This window comes from Streptomyces asoensis, from assembly GCF_016860545.1.
GTDB classification, from domain to species: domain Bacteria; phylum Actinomycetota; class Actinomycetes; order Streptomycetales; family Streptomycetaceae; genus Streptomyces; species Streptomyces asoensis.
On the sequence record NZ_BNEB01000005.1, the window covers coordinates 142,080 to 158,552 of the forward strand.

A 16,473-nucleotide genomic window follows, 5' to 3' on the forward strand; every position below is an offset into this window, starting at 1 on the left:
TGCGGCCCGGGCTCCTGAGCCGGCCCCCGTGCGGCGGGCGGGTCAGGAGGCCGGGACCTCGTCCACGAAGGCCGTGCCCGCGCCCCGGTACGCGGCGACCCTCGCGGTGACCTGGGCCGGGGTGAGCACCTGGTCCTTGACGTGCAGGACGTAGTCGACCTGCTGGTCGTAGGCGCGCGCGGTGGTGGACGTCCGGCCCGCGAGGTCGATCAGCCACTGGTTGAAGTTGATCGACATCGGGCGCTCGGGCAGGTACCGGGCGTCGTGGGTGCCGAAGAGCTGCCCGTCGATGTAGTAGGTGATGGCGCTGTTGTCGATCGTCACCACCAGGTCGTGCCAGCCCGCGTAGCTCTGCCGCGCCTCGGTGTGCTGGTTGACGGCCTGCCAGGGATCGGGGTCGTAGGTCTCCCAGGACGTCGTGTAGAGGATGTTCGACGGCTCGCCCCAGCCGCCGTTGGGGAGGTACTCGAAGTCGTACTCGGCGTAGTCGTCGGCCATGGGCGCCTTGAGGTCGTTGATGGTGAAGAACGTCTGCACCAGGTGGTCCCCGTCGGGGCCCGACCTCGGGGCGTCGGAGAACTTGACCCGCGCCGCGTAGGTCCCGTTCCTGAACTTCGTGGCCTGCGTGAGGATCTCGGTCTGCCGGGTGGAGTCGGAGGTGCCCGCGGTGGAGGTCTCGAGGTTCATCACCGAGTTGCCGCCCGAGGCGGTGAAGGTCACCTTCGAGGGGTCCCAGGTGGCGCCGGGCACGCCCGGGCCGCCGGAGTCGGAGCGGATGTTCCAGCCGTGCGCGGCGATCGCCGGGTCGGTGTGGGAGGTGTACGAGAAGTCGTCGAACAGGGTCTGTCCCCCGCCGGGCGGATCCGTCGGGTCGGTCGGGTCCGTGGGGTCGTCGCCCGCGGGGGCCGTGCCCCAGACCGTGGCGCCGGACAGCTGGGCGGTGACCTTGTTCCAGTCGGCGTAGGAGGTCTGGCCGCCGTTGAAGGAGTAGTCGTCGCTCTGCCGCAGCGTCTGCCAGTTCGCCTGGTAGAAGCGCAGTTGCATGTCCCCGGTGTCGGTGCCCGGCGTCAGGGTGCCCGCGGCCGGGGTGAAGCCGATCTCCAGATAGCGGTCGGCGGTGGCGGTGGGGTGGGCGAGCGTGCCGAAGGTGCCGGTGATCCCGGCACAGCCGCGCACCGCCCAGGAACAGGCGAAGCGGTAGCCGGCGGACGCCGAGTCCGCCTTGAAGTAGTAGCGCACCTTGACCTGGTTCAGCTGGACGGTCGAGGAGCCGGTGTTACGCACCTTGAGCCACGGCTCGGACTGGTCGGCGGTGGCCCCGGTGGCGCTGGTGCGGTACTGGACGGCGACGGAGCCCGCGGCGGCGGACGCCTGGGCGGGCAGGGCGGGCAGGGCGGTCAGGACGGCGCTGCCCAGCAGGGCGGAGAACGCCAGGGCCGGCCGGCCGCGGCCGGGTGTGAGGCGGATCGTCATGGTGATTCCTTCCGGCGGGCTCCCGCGGGCGCGGGAGGTGGGGAGTGTGCGGGTGGGGAAAGGAGGGGGCCCGCGGCGTTCAGGCGCTGCGCGGGTGCATCGTCCGGGGGCCTGCGGGGGTGCCGGGGCGGGTGGTGTGCGGGGCGTGGGGCACGCCGAGGGCGTCCAGGCGTTCGCGGTGTCCGGCCAGACGGCGGCTGAAGGCCTCCCAGTCGGCGGTGCCGTCCCAGACCCGTTCGGCGAGCGCGCACAGCCGCGGGTAGGTGAGGTACTCGATGTGCTCGGCGGTGTCGACGAACTCGGTCCACAGCTGGCCCTGCGCGCCGAGGATCCGTGCGGCGGACGCGTCCTCCTCGGGTGGCGCGAGGTCGAGGCCGTACACCGTCCGCAGATCCACGACGAGTCCGGGCTGGCCGGGGGGTTCGAGGGGGCCGTGGCGCTGGGGGTAGTCGAAGTAGGTGGTGCGGTGATCGGCGTGCACCACCTCGTGGCCGCGGCGGGCGGCGGCCCAGGCGTGGGCCGGGTCGCGCCAGATCGTCACGACGCACTCGCGGGGCAGCAACACGCCGTTCTCGGCCCAGGCCACGGGACGGCGGCCCGCCCGGACGACGTGCTCGGTCAAACGGGTGAGGAACCAGCCGTGCAGGGCATGGGGCCCGGGCAGGCCCTCGCGGACGGCCCGGGCGCGGGCCGCCGGGGAGTGTTCCCACTCGGTGACGGGGCACTCGTCGCCGCCGAGGTGGACGTACGGCGAGGGGAAGACGTCCATCACTTCGTCGAGGACCGTGCGGAAGAAGTCCAGGACGTGGTCCTCGACGCCGAGCACGTTCTCGCAGACGCCCCAGCGCGTCCACACGTCCAGGCGGCGGTCCGGGTCCGTGCCGAGTTCGGGGTGGGCGGCGAGCGCGGCGCGGACATGGCCCGGCGCCTCGGTCTCCGGCACCACCGTGATGCCGCGTTCGGCCGCGTACCCGACCAGCCGGGTCAGCTCGGCCCGGGTGTACCAGCCGCCGTGCGGGCGCCCGTCGAAGCGGTCGCCGCCCGCCGGTCCGATCTGGGACTGCGTCCGCCGTCCGCCGACCTCGGTGAGCCGCGGGTAGGCGGCGACCGGCATCCGCCAGCCCTGATCGTCCGTCAGGTGCAGATGGAGCACGTTGAGTTTGTGCAGCGCCATCAGGTCGACGTACCGCAGGAGGTAGGACAGCGGCTGGAAGTGCCGGGCGACGTCGAGCATGCTGCCCCGCCAGCGGTGCCGGGGCACATCGGTGATCTCCACGGCGGGCAGTTCCCACACCCTGCCGCGCACCGGCAGCGCGGACAGCGCTTCGTACGGCAGGAGTTGGCGCACCGTCTGCACGGCGTTGAGCAGGCCGGCCGGGCGGGCGGCCCGCAGCAGGACACCCTGCGGGCTGACGGTCAGGCCGTAGCCCTCGTCGCCGAGTCCGCTCAGCGCGCTGTCCACGGCCAGGACGACCGTGCCGTCGGCGGCGGCGGGCAGGGGCAGTCCGGTGGCGGGGGCGAGGAGGGCGCGCAGCAGGTGGGCCGCCGGTTCGGCCCCGGGCGCGACGCGCAGCGCGGTGCCTGCGTCGAGCCGGAAACGGCCGGAGCGTACGACGAGTCGGCGGGGGTGGGGAACGAGGGCGAGTTCGGGGGGCGGCAGGTCCACGGGACGACTCCGTCGGTCGGAGGGCTCGGCGGGAGGAAGGGACGTGCGCGGTTCAGCCCTTGACTCCTCCTGAGGCCAGGCCGGCGGTCACATGGCGCTGGAGCGCCAGGAAGATGATCAGCGCGGGCAGGGCGAAGAGCGTGGAGGCGGCCATGGTGGCTCCCCAGTCGGTGCCGAACGTCGACTGGAACGAGGAGAGCCAGACCGGCAGCGTGCGGCTGTCCTGCTGCTTGATGATGAGGAAGTTGGCGTAGGTGAACTCGTTCCAGGCCGTGATGAAGCCGAACAGCGAGGTGGCCATCAGGCCGGGCGCCAGCAGGGGCAGGGCGACCTTGCGGAAGGCCGCGGCGCGGGTGCAGCCGTCGACCTGCGCGGCCTCTTCCAGTTCGGGCGGGATGCCCGCGATGAAGCCGCGCAGCACGACCACGGTGAACGGCAGGGTGATCATGAAGTAGACGAGGGTCAGCGTCGGCAGCCGGTCCAGCATGCCGGTGTCGCGGGAGATGATGTAGACCGGGATGATCAGCGACTCCCAGGGCGCCATCTGCGCGATGAACACCGCGAGCATGAACTGGCGTCGCCCGCGCCACCGCATCCGGGCCACGGCGTAGGCGGCGCCGAGCGCCACCACCAGGGCGAGCAGCACGGCACCGAGGGTGACGAGGACGCTGTTGCGCCAGAAGAGGCCGAAGCCGTCCGCGTCCACGGCGGTGCGGAAGTGCTCCAGCGTCCAGCGTCGCGGCACGAGTCGGGGGTGGTAGGTCTGGATGTCCGGTGACGGCTTGAACGCGGTCGACACCATCCAGTACACGGGGAAGAGGCAGATGGCCACGGTGAGGGTGGCGGCCAGGTGCAGGGGCAGCCGGCGCAGGGTGCGGCGGGCCGGGTGGTGTTCCGTCGGGTGGACGGTGGCGGGGCCGGCCGGGTGCGTGGCGGTCACAGGTGCTCGCCCTCCTGACGGAACAGCTGGCGGAAGTAGAGGACGAGGACGCCGCTCATCAGCAGGACGGTGATCATGGAGGCGGCGGATCCCAGGTCGTAGCGCTGGCCGGCGAGCGCGGTCTGCACGGCGTACACGGGGAGGATGGTGGTGGCGCCGCCCGGTCCGCCGCGGGTCATCACCCAGATCTGCACGAACGCCTTGAAGGTCCAGATCACTTCGAGCGAGAGGACCAGCATGAAGATCGGCCGGATCAGCGGGAACGTCACCGAGCGGAAGATCCGTACGGGTCCCGCGCCGTCCATACGGGCCGACTCGTACAGTTCGGCGGGGACGGTGACCAGGGCCGAGTAGAGGGTGACGGCGGCGAACGGCACGGACTGCCAGACGATCAGGACGACCACGATGGTGAACGCGGTGCCGCCGTGGGCGAACCAGGGGTAGCTCTCGAAGGAGGAGAGCCCGAGGCCGGTGAGCGTCTCGTTGACGATCCCGAACTCGGAGTGGAACAGCCACTGGAAGACGGTGGTCGCGGCCACCACCGGCACCGCCCAGACCAGCACCAGTGAGCTGAGCACGAGGGTGCGCACGATCCGGCCGAGCCGCTCCACCATGAGGGAGACCAGGGTGGACAGCGCCATGATGACGACGACGTCGACCGCCATGAACAGGAAGGTGCGGCGCACCACTTCCCAGAACTGCGGGTCGGACAGCAGGGTGCGGTAGTTGCGCAGGCCGACGAACTCGGCGTCCCCGACGATCAGTTGCCGCAGCCGGAAGTCCTGGAAGGAGATCAGGACGGCCCGCACCAGCGGATAGACCAGGAGGTACAGCATGCCCAGGACGGCCGGGGCGATCAGCAGGTAGGGCCAGGGTCCGGCGCGACCGGGGTCGCGCCGCGGGGGCCGGCGGGAGGGGGCTTGGACCATGCGCCGGGCCGGACTGCGGCCGGCGGAGCCCGGCAGGCTCCGCTCACGGACGGTCGACACGGCGCCTCCTGTTCTTTCGGGGTTTCGTCGGACGATTCGGATGATCGGGGCTCGGACGATTCGGACGATCGGGGCTCGGACGATCGGGACGGGGAGGGACCTCGGTGTCCCGGCCGGGCCCGGGCCGGACGGTGGGCGCCGAGGCCGGAGCCGGAGCCGGGTCGGGATGCGCGAGGCCAGGAGCCGCGCTCGAGGGCCTGGTCAGGAGCCGCTGTTGAGCGTGGAGGTGATCGTCGCGGAGGCCGTGGCCGCCGCCGACGCGGGGTTCGCGCCGGTGAGGACGGCCGTCATGTACTCCTTGATCGGGTTCTTCGCCTCGACCGCCGCCCACTGGGGCGTGTTGGGCGTGGCGTGGCCCCGGGCGGCGCCGACGGCCATCGCGGCGGTGCCGGGATCGGCGGCGACCGCGCCCGCGAGGGTCGTCTTGTTCGGCACGTAGCTCATCGCCGGGGCGAGCTTCTTCTGCCAGGCGTCACCGCTGAGTTCCTTGATGAAGGTGTACGCCTCGTCCTGGTGCCTGGCCACGGCCGGGACGACCAGGTCGGAGCCGCCGGTGAAGACGCTGCCCGGGGTGCCCTCGGTCTTGCCGGGTACGGGGAAGAAGCCGAGCTTGCCCTTGAGCGCGGGGTTCTTCTCCTCGACGACCTTGGCACCGCCGGGCACGGCGATGATCTGCGCGATGTCCCCCTTGGCCATCACCTCGGCCTGCGGCGGCTGGGACTCGTCGGAGTCCTTGGGGCCCTTCCCCAGGGCCTGGAGGCCGCGGTAGAAGTCCATCGCGCGCAGCGCCTCCGGGCTGTCGAGGCCGCCCTTCCACTTGCCGCCGGACTGCGTGGCGAGGTCGCCGCCCTCGTCCCAGACGAAGCCGGAGAGGACGTACCAGTTCTGGCCGGGCAGGTAGATGCCCTGCGTGCCGCCCTTGTCGAGCTTGCGGGTGGCGGCGGTCCAGTCCTCCCGCGTCCTGATCTTCGAGGCGTCCACCCCGGCCTTCGCGAACAGGTCGGTGCGGTAGACGACGACCCGGTTCGCCGCGTAGTAGGGGATGCCGTACTGCTTGCCCTCGTAGGCGCCCGGCTCGGCGAGGCCCTCGAGCCAGTCCGCCCCGCCGAGTTCGCCGACCTTGTCCGAGAAGTCGGTCAGCCCGCCGCTCTGCGCGTACTGGGCGACCTGGGTGTTGCCGACCTCGATGACGTCCGGGGCGTCGTTGCTGGCCAGCGCGGCGGTGACCTTCTCCCCGATGCCGTCCCACTCCTGGATCTGGATCTTCACGTCGATGCCGGGGTGGTCCTTCTCGAAACCGGCCTCGAACTCCTTCTGGAACGCGGCCGAGACACTGTCCCGCATGAGCCACACGTCGAGGGCGGTCCGGCCGCCGCCGGCGCTGTCGGAACCGTCGTCGGAGGAGGAGCAGCCGGTGGCGCCGGCGCTCAGCACCAGAGCGCCGAGCAGGGCGAGCGAGCGGTACTTCACGGATCACCTCTGGGAGACCTGGGAAGGAACATGCGCGCGGACTTGACCAGTAAGCGGACCAGTCGGCTTACCAGTTGGCGCGTCATGAAGGTGGCATAGACCAATAGGTGCGTCAACCCCTCACGAAGAAAGCCGCGTTGACGTCATGGCGGCGCGAGCGAGCCCCTCTCGACCCAATCCACGCACCCCTACGCGCTTGACCAGCAGACCAGTTATCGTCAGAGGACATACCAGTGCCGCGTGGCCGAAGACGAGAAAGAGACCGAGTGCCGTATGGAGATCGATCCCGCCGCCTCAGGTGCGGTGCTCAAGCGTGAACGTGTGCGTGACGCCATCCTCGAACTCGTCGAGGAGCGCGGCCCCGGTGACGCGATTCCCTCCGAACGCGCCCTGTGCGCCCGGCTCGGCGTCTCCCGGCCCACACTGCGCGCCGCCGTGGACGAACTCGTGGTCGGCGGGGTGCTGGTGCGCGAGCACGGGCGGGGCATGTTCGTCGCGGCCGAGAAGATCACCCAGGAACTGGTCTCCGACCGGCAGTCGTTCAGCCTTCCGCAGGCGGCCGGCGCCTGGAGCAGCCGACTGCTGGAGATGAGCACCCACCCGGCCGGGGCGCGGGTCGGCCGCAAACTGCGGATCTCACCTGCGGCGGAGATCCACTACGTGGTCCGGCTGCGCCTGGTCGACGGCTCCCCCACGGCCATCGAGTACCTGCACGTCCCCGCGAACCTGGTGCCCGAGCTGACCAGCGAGGAACTGGAACAGGGCGACCTGTACGAGCACCTGCGGGCCCGGCACGCGGTCGACGTCAGCGAGGCCGTCCAGTCGATCGAGCCGACCGTGGTGACCCGCGCCGAGGCCGATCTGCTCGACGTGCCGGAGCTGTCCCCGGCGCTGCTCTTCGAACGGCTCACCACCGATGTGCGCGGCCGCGCCGTGGAGTACGTGCACTCTCTCTACCGGGGGGACCGCTACCGCATCGTCTCCCGGCTCAGCCTCGGCCCGCGCGACCAGGCGGCGCCCTCCACCGGCGGCCACCACCCCGGGATCCCGCCGGGCGACTTCACCACCGGAGAGCCGGTCACCTTCACCACGCGGGGAGTGGTGCAGGACGCCCAGTGACACCCACACTCGCCCACGCTCGAACTCATCGCGATGGGGTGCAACCCCGCTGCACGCCGTTCGGCACGGGCGCGGCAGGCAGGCCGTTGCGGCGGACGGTGGCCTCGACCCCGTCCAGCAGGATCACGGGTCCGGCGTCGGACGAGCGACTCAGCTCGGCCCAGCAGGACGTCCTCGTGTTCCTCCAGCTCCCGCGTGTTGCGCGTGAGGTCGACGGCCCTGGCGGAGTCGGTGATGGAGGCCGGGCGGCCGGCTCCCGGTACCGGGATCACTGCCGGGGAGCGGGCGAGCAGCAGCTCGTTGTGGCCCGCCTCGTCGGCGTGCCAGTGGTAGCTGTCGGCGGTGTCGACAAGGGCGACTCCGGCGTCGAGGGCGGCGTGGACCGTGGCGATGGCCTGCGTCTCGTCCGGTCGGTGCTCGATGGGCAGCGGCATGGCGCCCAGGCCGATGGCGCTGACCGTGGTGCGGGCGAGGGTGCGGTACTGCACGGTGGCTGTTCCTCAGTCGGTGGGAGCGGCGGACAGCGCGGCGAGGGCTTCGGCGACGGCGCCGGGCAGCCAGTCGGTGGTGCGGGAGAAGGAGAAGCCCAGCGCCTTCGCGCGGGTGTTGCTCATGGCGTAGTGGCGGTCGAAGGAGAACGGCGAAGCCTTCTCGCCCGCCGGGACGGTCCGGTAGACGGCCTCCCTGCCGATCGGCGTGGCGACGATCTCGGCAAGGTCGTACACATCGAGCAGGCCGTCGGAGCAGGCGTTGACCGGGCCGGTGAAGTCGGCCGCGGTCGCCCATACCAGCAGGTCCGCCAGCTCCTCGTAGTGGATGAAGACGGTGGGCAGCGCCGTCTCGTGCACGGTGATCTCTTCGCTCCGGGCGATGAGCCCTGCGTAGTGCGCCAGCCGGCCGGTGAATTCCTGCGCGCCGCCGCCGAGTACATGGGCGCTGCGCACAGCGGCGAAGGCGAAACCGCCCGCGTGGACGAAGACGGCCTCGGCCTGCCGCTTGCCCTCGGCGTAATGCGCCTCCAGGTAGGCGTCGTCGTGCCAGGGCAGGTCCATGGCCACCTGCCAGCCGGTCGGGTCCACGCTCTCCTCCGGCACGGGTGTCCCCGGGGGCACAGTCGGCAGAACGGCGGTCGCGGGGTCGTAGACCTCGATCGTGGAGGTCATGACGTAGCGCCGGGTGCGGCCGGCGAAGACGCGGGCGGCGATGGCGGCCTGCACCGGGGTGTAGCAGACCTGGTCCACCACGACGTCGAAGGTGCGGGTGCCGAGCGCGGCCGTCAGGGCGGCCTCGTCGTCGCGGTCGACGACCAGGTGCTCGACGCCGACAGGCGGCAGGGTGGAGCCGCGGTTGATCACGGTGACCTGGTGACCTGCGGCCCGAAGGCGCTCTACCAGGCTCTTGCCGAAGTACCGGCTTCCGCCGATGACGCAGATCCTTTGCATGTCTCCAGCTTGGAGACCTATCGTCATCAGCAGAAGTACCGACTTACTGGATAGGTATTAAGGAAGACTGTTGATCGACGTGCAGCGGCTGCGCGTGCTCCGGGCGGTGGCGGAGCACGGCAGTTTCAACCAGGCGGCCGCGGCTCTCCGCCTCACCCCCTCGGCCGTCTCCCAGCAGGTGGCTGCTCTGGAGCGAAGCCTCGGTACCCAGGTTGTCGCCCGCAGCACACGAGGCGTCACCCTCACACAGGCGGGCCGGATCATGGTCGGCGCCGCCGAATCCGTCGCAGCGGCGCTCGAACATGCACAACAGCAGGTCGCCGCGCTCAGCACCGGCCGCACCCAGCTCACCGTCGCGACTTTCACCAGCGGCGGCAGACTCCTGCTGCCCGCCGCTCTCACCCAGCTCATGGAAGCCCGTCCCCGCACCGTGCTCCACGTCAGGGAGGGCGAACCCGAGGACACCCTCCCACTCGTCCGCCAAGGCGCCGTGGACCTCGCCCTCGCCTACCACTTCGACGGCCCGCTCCCCGTCGGACCGGGCGCCGGCTCCAGCCTGGAGTGGACACCACTCATGGAAGACCCCCTGCACGTGGTCCTGCCTCAGGGGCACCGGCTCGCCGACCACGACGCGCTCGACCTCACCGATCTGGCGACCGACCCCTGGGTGCTCGGCTGCCTGAAGACCGAGGCATACCTGCGCCGCTTCGCCGAGCACGCCCGCTTCGATCCGGAGATCCGCGGGACCACCACCGACTACTTCTTCGCCCGCTCCCTCGTCGCGGCAGGCATGGGCATCTCCCTGATCCCCTCCATCGCACTCGCTCCCGAGATCCCGGGCCTCAGCACCGTCCCGATCAAGTCGCCGGGCCCGGTCCGGCACATCGGCGTCGCCACGATCGGCGGCCGCGACCGGCCCCACGTCACGACGCTCGTTCACGCCCTTCGCGAGCAGGCGATGCGGCACCACGGACATTGATCCGCCACGGGTCCGCCGAACGCCGAGCGGGCGGTGTTCCCCTGACATTCGTCCACTGGACCTGGACGCCGGAGGTCATCGATCACGACCTCCGACGTCAGGTGTCAGGTGTCAGGTGTCAGGTGTCAGACGTTGACGATCCGCCAGCGTTCTTCGTCCGCGTTCTTCCACGGCCGGGTGACGACCTGGTAGTCCTGGGAGGGCAGTTCGTAGGCGTCGAGGTAGCGGCTGTTGCTGGCCTCCTGGATCGTGTAGGTGCCGTTGGTGGACGGCAGGATGACCCAGGCCTGGGTCGGGTCGTTCTCGGCGGTGCGGGTGACGACCCGGAAGTCGTCGCCGGAACCCTGGTAGGCATCGAGGTAGCGGCCGTTGCTCATCTGCTGGATCGTCGAGAGGCCGTTGCTCAGATCGGTCAGCAGCCAGTGCTGTGTGCTGTTGTTCTGGAACGGGCGGGTCACCACCCGGTAGTCGAGACTGTCGATCTCGTGCGCGTCCAGGAAGCGGTTCGTGTCCGCCTGGGTGATGGTGACGACCCGCTGGGCCACGATCGTCGGCGCGGCAGCGGGCGCGGCCTGGGCGACGCCGGCCGGGGCCAGCAGTGCGGCGGCGGCCAGCGCCGCGGTCAGTGCGGCGCCTCCCCGGGCTCTTCGTCCGCGACGGCTGCGGTCCGCCCGCGGCGCCTCCTTCGGTCCCGTCCTGCCGGCCGCCGTCTTCGCCCGCGTCGCCGCTGTCTCTTCCATCCTCGGCTCTTCCATCCCCGTGTCTCCGTAGCTCGTGGTCGTTGTGTCCACGAACGAGAGTGCCGCTCGTGTCCGCGCACGGCGTGAGTAGCCGTTACTCAGCCCTGCGGACGGGCGGGAGGCGGGTGCTGTCCCAGGGTTCGGGCGAGCTCGCGGCGGGTGGTGACGCCGAGCTTGGCGTAGGCACGGTGGAGGTGGTTGTCGACCGTGCGGACCGAAAGAGTGAGGGCGCGGGCGATGTCGAGGCTGGCGTTGCCGACCGCCGCGAGCAGGGCGATCTCGCGCTCGCGGGCGGTGAGTGCCGCGACGGCGCGGGCGGTCATCAGCAGGGGGGTGCGCGCGCCCTCGCAGCGGGCCTCCGCGGTGGCGGCTCTGCGCGCGGCGGCCGCGGCCCGGCGGGGTTCGCGGTCCCGGTGCCAGGCGGCAGCGGCGGCGGTCGCCGCCTCGGCGGTGAGCAGGTCGGCGCCGACGGCCTCGCACGCGTCGGCGGCCCGCAGCAGCCGTTCAGGGTGGTCGGCGGCGAGCGCCCGGGCCAGTTGTGCGCGGGCCGGGAGGAGTTCGCCGTCGCAGGCGCGTGCCAGCTCGGTGAGCCGGCCCGCGACCCGGCGGGCTCCGCCGAGCCGGGCCACATCGGTCAGCAGCAGCGCCTCTCCGGTTGCGTGGCCGGTGACCCGGGCGGTGCGGGCGGCGGCCATGAGCACCGTGCGGGCCTCGCCCAGCTCTCCTCTGGCGGCCAGCAGCCAGGCCTGGCCGAGGCGTTCCTCGCCGGCGGACAGCAGGCCCGGCTCGGGAAGGGGTAACTCCCCCAGTTCCGCCAACGCCACCTCGGCCGCCTCGAGTTCGCCCTGTACGGCCGCGCAGGCTGCGAGCCCGGCGAGGACCGGGCGCAGGGCCATGGCGTGGTCGAAGGTTCGAGCCAGCGCCGCGGCCTCGGCCCACCAGCGGCGTGCGGTCACCGGCCGACCCGACAGCCATTCCGTGCGGCCGAGGAGGACCGCGACCCACACGCGCACCACCGAGTCGGCGACGACGAGTTCGGCGTAGGCCGCTTCACCGGTCCGGCGGGCTTCGGCAGGCCGGCCGGCCTCGGTGAGCGCGAGGACGAGCGGGATGCGCTGGAAGGCGGGATGAGAGGCCAAGGCCTTCTCGTCGACCCGGCGGTGCACGGCGTGGGCACGCTCCGCCCAGACGACCGCCTCGTGGGTACGGCCGACGAGAGCCAGGCCGGCGGGCTTCATCCAGGCGCCGCGCAGCCAGGCGTCGATGTCGGAAGCATCGTCGACATCCGTCTCCAGGTCCTCCAGCAGGGTCAGCCCCTGGGCGGGCAACCCGGCCACGATCCGCATGAAACCCTCGTTGATCTTGAGTTTGCGGCGGTCCACCGGGTTGGTGATCCTGGCCAGAGCCGCGTCGTTGGCGGCGAGCGCCTCGGCGACGGGGGCGTTGCTCCACAGCAGGTTCGTCGTACGGACCAGGGCGACCGCCAGCGTCTCGCGTTCGCCGTCGGCGAGCCGGTCGGCGCGGGCGAGCACCTTCTCGGCATCCGCCCATCGGCCCATCTCGAAGAAGGCGTCGCCGAGCATCGAGCGGGTGGCGGTGGTGTGGTGGTCCTCGGGCACGGCCTGGAGGAGCGCCACGGCCTGGGCATAGTCGTGGGAGTGTCGGGCGAGCACCGCGGCCCGGGTGAGCAGCGCCGGGTCGGCGGTGCCGGTGGCCGCCAGCCGCCAGGTGGCGATCCGCAGCGGGTCGCCGCGCCGACGGGCACCACGGGCCTCGGTGCGCGCCGCCTGGTCCAGCAGCAGGGCCCGGCGGCGCAGCACGGGCACTCCCGCCCGCAGGACCTCTCCGTACAGAGGGTGGGCCAAGGACACGGTGGTGCGTCTGCGGTCCTGGGCGACACGGATCAGCCCGGCCCCCTCCAAGGCCGCCACCGTGTGCGGCGCGGCGACGGACTCGGCGTCGGCGAGCGGCAACGGCTCGCACAGCGCCAGCAGCTCCAGGACGGTCCGTCCGGCGAGGCCGACGCCTGTCAGCCGCGCGCCGATCACCTCGGCCAGTCGGGCAGTGCCGGACAGCCGGCCCTCGCGCAGCTGCCAGATCTCCCCGTCCTCGGTGAGGTCTCCGGCGGCCAGCGCGCCGAGGACCAGCTCGCGCAGGTACAGCACATTGCCGCCGCTGGCGGCCGTCAGTTCGTGCACCGTGTGCCGGGCGACGGGTCGGCCGAGCGCGGCCGCCAGCAGCTCTCCGATCCGCGCGGAGTTCAGCACCCCCAGGTCGACCCGGCGCACCGAGTCCCCGCCGGTGAGTGCCGCGACGGCCTCGCCGTACGGCTCGCCGGTGCGGACCGTGCCGAGCAGCTGGACGGCGCCGGCGTCCATCAGCTGCCGCAGCAGCACCGCGGAGGACGAGTCCAGCCAGTGCAGGTCGTCGACGAACAGCACCCGAAGCCGGTCTTCCTGGCCTGCGGCCAGTCGTTCGGCGACCGCGGCGAACCCCGCGACCGGGTCGGCCAGGTCCACACCCGCGGGCAGCAGATGCGCTATCGCGCCCAGCGGGACGGCGGCGGCCGCAGCGGACGCGGTGGCCCGGCCCACCCGGAAGCCGCTCGCCGCGGCCCACTCCACACACTCCTCGGCCAGCCGCGACTTGCCGACCCCGGCGGCCCCGCAGACGAGGAAACCCCGGCACCTTCGGTCCTGCGACACCGCGACGAACTCCTTGAGTTCACGCTCGCGTCCCACCAACGGCCAACGTCCGTACCGATACCGCACCGCAGCTCCCCCCGGAACGACATGACACGCGAAACTCCCCGTCCGACCAGCGTAGAAATCCACCGCCCGCACGGCCAACCGGCTTGCCGGACAAAGGTGTTCAGTCGCATGCCTTCCGCGACTCGATCCCCGGCGCCGAGGAGTCGTCGCTCGACGCACCCGACGCCCGCATGCCCGCCAGGTCCACGGCGGCCAGCAGAGCCGCGTACTCGAATCTCGGTAGGACCGGGCGCCCGCGGCCCCCTTCGGCCGGACGCATCGCCGCGCACGCCGTGCCGTGCTCACGGGTTGACGTGCTCACGGGTTGACGTGCCCACTTGCTCACGCGCCGAAGTAGTGGCCCTTCTCCAGGTCCTCCAGGAGGCCCGGTCGCAGGGGGCGCCAGTCGAGGAGTTCGCGGGTGAGGGCGCTGGAGGCGGGGAGGTCCTGGCCGATGAAGCCGGCCAGCCAAGAGAAGTGGGCCGGGGCGTCCCCGGGAGCGATCTGCGCCACCGGGACGCCGAGGTGACGGCCTATCACCTCGGCCACGGCGCGGATCTCGACGCCTTCGTCGGCGACACCGTGCAGCACGGTGCCGGCCGGTGCCCGCTCCACCGCGAGCCGGAACAGCCGGGCCGCGTCGAGGCGGTGGACCGCGGGCCAGCGGTTGGTGCCGTCACCGAGGTGGCCGGCGACGCCCTTGTCACGGGCGACGGCGACGAGGGACGCCATGAAGCCCGCGTCCCCCTCTCCGTGGCAGGTCGGTGACAGCCGGACCACCGACGAGCGCACGCCCAGCTCGGCGGCGTCCAGCACCGCCGCGGCGGTGAGGGCCCGCACGGACAACGCCGACGCGTCGGTCGACGGCCTGTCCCGCTCGGTCGTCGTACGGCCGGGCGGGAAGCCCATGAAGCCGCCGGCGACGACCAAGGGGCGCCCACTGCCCGCCAGGGCGTCGGTGAGGGTGTCGACGGCACGGCGGTCGGCCTGCGCGGCGCCCGCGAAGTCGCCGGTGAAGGCGATGTCGTGCTTGAAGGCGAGGTGGACCACGCCGTCGGACGCGGCGGCCGCCGTGCCGAGGACGTCGAGGTCGTCGATCGTGCCCCGGACCACCTCGGCTCCGGCGCCGGAGAGCGCGGTGGCGGCGGCGTCGGAGCGGGCGAGGCCGGTGACCTCGTGCCCCGCGTCGAGGAGATCGGGGACGAGGGCGGAGCCGAGCCAGCCGGAAGCGCCGGTGACGAAGATGCGCATGGGAGTACCTCAGACCACGGGTGAGTCGAATGCCGTCGGACGGCATCGAGTGATGTCAGTGACTGTCGTCATCGACGCTAGCACTGATGTCAGGGACTGTCATCGCGTAGGATCGCGCCATGGGCAGATGGGAGCCGAACACACGGGATCGTCTGGCGCGAGCGGCGCTGGAACTGTTCGGCGAGCGCGGCTACGAACAGACCACGGTGGCGGAGATCGCCCGGCGGGCCGGACTGACCGAGCGCACCTACTTCCGGCACTACGCCGACAAGCGGGAGGTGCTGTTCGGCGGCTCGCAGGTGCTGCGGGACAGGTTCACCGGGGCGGTCGCCGAGGCGCCGGCCTCCGCCGCGCCGATCGACGTCGTCGCCGCTGGGCTGGAGGCGATCGCGCAGGTGTTCCCGGCGCGCGAGGACTCCCGGCGGCGGCAGTCCGTCGTCGGCGCGCACCCGGAGCTCCAGGAACGTGAGCTGATCAAACTCGCGACGCTGTCCGCCGCCGTGGCCGAGGCCCTGCGCGCCCGGGGCGTCCCGGACCCCACCGCCGGGCTCGCCGCCGAGGCCGGTGTCGCCGTGCTCAAGGTCGGCTACGAACGCTGGATCGCTCCGACGGAGCAGCGCGAACTCGCCGACCTGCTCCGCGAGTCGCTGACCCAACTCAAGGCCGTGACGGCGGGGGCGGAAGAGCCCGTCGCGAAGAGCGGGTCCTGAACCGACGCGCAGCAGCGGACGCCGGCGCGGCGGGGTGCGGGGGGTGCGGGCGCCATGTGCCGGTCGCAGGCCTCCACAAGTGGCGGTGACCAGCATTCCCCGGTCGATCGATGGCTGGGCTAGGGGCGGATGTGTGTACGGGCCTGCTCGATCCACCCCGACACGGCCTTGGCGCCGCAGCTCTCGGCGACCGTCTCGGCCTCGTCGAGGTGACGGGACGCCGCCGACGGGTCGCCGGTCTCGGCCGCGAAGTACGCGAGCGCCACCAGCCCGGCCGCCTCGCCGGCCCGGAAGCCGATCTCCCGGCGCAGGGTCACCGACTCGGTCAACCGCTCGCGGGCCCGGTCGAAAAGGCCCGCGTCCTTGTCCGCGAAGCCGAGATGGCGGATCGCGTAGGACATCGTCCTGCGGTCGTCGACGGATTGCGCCAGCGCGTACGACCGCTCGAAGTACGGCCTGCCCGCGGCTCCGTCCCCCTTGACCACCTGATGCCAGCAGCCGACCCAGAACAACGCGTCCGCCTGACCCGACGCATCCCCCAGCCGCTCGTACAGCTCGACCGCGCGCTCGAACAGCACCAGTTCCTGGCTGTTCTCCTCACGGTCCTCGAGGAAGCGGACGTGCATCACCTTGCCCCGCGCCAGGGAAAGCGGCGCCTCGACCGCGTCCAGCACGTCGTCGGACCGCTCCGGCGCGGACGCGTCCCCGCCGAACATCGCCGCCTCGAACAGCTCTCCCGCCCGCCCGACCCAGTCCTGCCCCTGCATACAGCACCCTCTCCCCGTTGACCGCCGACCCCACCGAGGCTATCGACGAACTTCCTTTCGGGAGACGGGATTTCAGAGGGGCGCGCATTCGCGGAGACCGCGCGCGGACACCTGGGCAACCGGCATCCGGCTCGGTGATCAATTCGGTCGCCCCCTGGTGCTTGTGGGATCTACTCT

At 72.0% G+C, this 16,473-nt stretch carries 13 protein-coding genes and 1 pseudogene; 3 read left to right on the plus strand and 11 right to left on the minus strand.

Annotated features, from left to right (window positions below; translation table 11 throughout):
* Positions 1-42: 42 nt before the first annotated feature.
* The 5 genes from Saso_RS23935 to Saso_RS23955 all read right to left on the minus strand — a co-directional run bounded on the left by Saso_RS23935 (position 43) and on the right by Saso_RS23955 (position 6,538).
* Entirely contained in the window at positions 43-1,473 is a 1,431-nt protein-coding gene (locus tag Saso_RS23935; protein ID WP_189921833.1) for a cellulose binding domain-containing protein, read from the minus strand.
* A gap of 79 nt (positions 1,474-1,552) precedes the next feature.
* Positions 1,553-3,139 (minus strand): beta-N-acetylhexosaminidase, encoded by a 1,587-nt coding sequence (locus Saso_RS23940; RefSeq protein WP_189921831.1) that lies wholly within the window; start codon positions 3,137-3,139, stop codon positions 1,553-1,555.
* Between the two features lie 52 nt (positions 3,140-3,191).
* The gene (locus Saso_RS23945; RefSeq protein ID WP_229901288.1) at positions 3,192-4,010 is read right to left on the minus strand and encodes a carbohydrate ABC transporter permease; all 819 of its coding nucleotides are present in this window, start codon (positions 4,008-4,010) and stop codon (positions 3,192-3,194) included.
* Between the two features lie 65 nt (positions 4,011-4,075).
* Positions 4,076-5,068: a carbohydrate ABC transporter permease gene (locus Saso_RS23950; protein ID WP_189921828.1), complete on the minus strand. Its 993-nt coding sequence runs from the start codon at positions 5,066-5,068 to the stop codon at positions 4,076-4,078.
* 201 nt (positions 5,069-5,269) lie between these two features.
* The gene (locus Saso_RS23955) at positions 5,270-6,538 is read right to left on the minus strand and encodes an extracellular solute-binding protein (protein WP_189921826.1); all 1,269 of its coding nucleotides are present in this window, start codon (positions 6,536-6,538) and stop codon (positions 5,270-5,272) included.
* A gap of 273 nt (positions 6,539-6,811) precedes the next feature.
* Between Saso_RS23955 and Saso_RS23960 the strand changes: the two genes are divergently transcribed.
* Positions 6,812-7,657, plus strand: coding sequence for a GntR family transcriptional regulator (locus Saso_RS23960; protein ID WP_189922193.1), 846 nt, complete (start codon positions 6,812-6,814; stop codon positions 7,655-7,657).
* Positions 7,658-7,935: 278 nt separating this feature from the next.
* Here Saso_RS23960 and Saso_RS23965 read toward each other — a convergent pair.
* Both Saso_RS23965 and Saso_RS23970 read right to left on the minus strand, forming a co-directional pair.
* Positions 7,936-8,091, minus strand: a pseudogene (locus Saso_RS23965) (aldo/keto reductase); the annotation flags it as partial.
* A gap of 66 nt (positions 8,092-8,157) precedes the next feature.
* Positions 8,158-9,099, minus strand: a complete 942-nt coding sequence (locus Saso_RS23970) for an NAD-dependent epimerase/dehydratase family protein (protein ID WP_189921824.1) — start codon at positions 9,097-9,099, stop codon at positions 8,158-8,160.
* Between the two features lie 70 nt (positions 9,100-9,169).
* Between Saso_RS23970 and Saso_RS23975 the strand changes: the two genes are divergently transcribed.
* Positions 9,170-10,078, plus strand: a complete 909-nt coding sequence (locus tag Saso_RS23975) for a LysR family transcriptional regulator (RefSeq protein WP_189921822.1) — start codon at positions 9,170-9,172, stop codon at positions 10,076-10,078.
* A gap of 125 nt (positions 10,079-10,203) precedes the next feature.
* Here Saso_RS23975 and Saso_RS23980 read toward each other — a convergent pair whose 3' ends face one another.
* From Saso_RS23980 to Saso_RS23990, 3 genes are all read right to left on the minus strand, one after another.
* Positions 10,204-10,818, minus strand: coding sequence for an RICIN domain-containing protein (locus Saso_RS23980; protein ID WP_189921820.1), 615 nt, complete (start codon positions 10,816-10,818; stop codon positions 10,204-10,206).
* Between the two features lie 98 nt (positions 10,819-10,916).
* Complete coding sequence (locus Saso_RS23985; protein ID WP_229901265.1) at positions 10,917-13,559, minus strand: LuxR C-terminal-related transcriptional regulator; 2,643 nt, start codon at positions 13,557-13,559, stop codon at positions 10,917-10,919.
* 351 nt (positions 13,560-13,910) lie between these two features.
* Positions 13,911-14,819, minus strand: coding sequence for an SDR family oxidoreductase (locus Saso_RS23990; protein WP_189921816.1), 909 nt, complete (start codon positions 14,817-14,819; stop codon positions 13,911-13,913).
* Positions 14,820-14,938: 119 nt separating this feature from the next.
* Between Saso_RS23990 and Saso_RS23995 the strand changes: the two genes are divergently transcribed.
* Positions 14,939-15,529, plus strand: coding sequence for a TetR/AcrR family transcriptional regulator (locus tag Saso_RS23995; RefSeq protein WP_189921815.1), 591 nt, complete (start codon positions 14,939-14,941; stop codon positions 15,527-15,529).
* Positions 15,530-15,648: 119 nt separating this feature from the next.
* On the opposite strand, the gene Saso_RS24000 is transcribed toward Saso_RS23995, so the two are convergent.
* A complete protein-coding gene (locus tag Saso_RS24000) occupies positions 15,649-16,296 on the minus strand; it encodes a tetratricopeptide repeat protein (RefSeq protein ID WP_189921813.1) in 648 nt (215 codons plus the stop codon).
* Between the last annotated feature and the right edge of the window lie 177 nt (positions 16,297-16,473).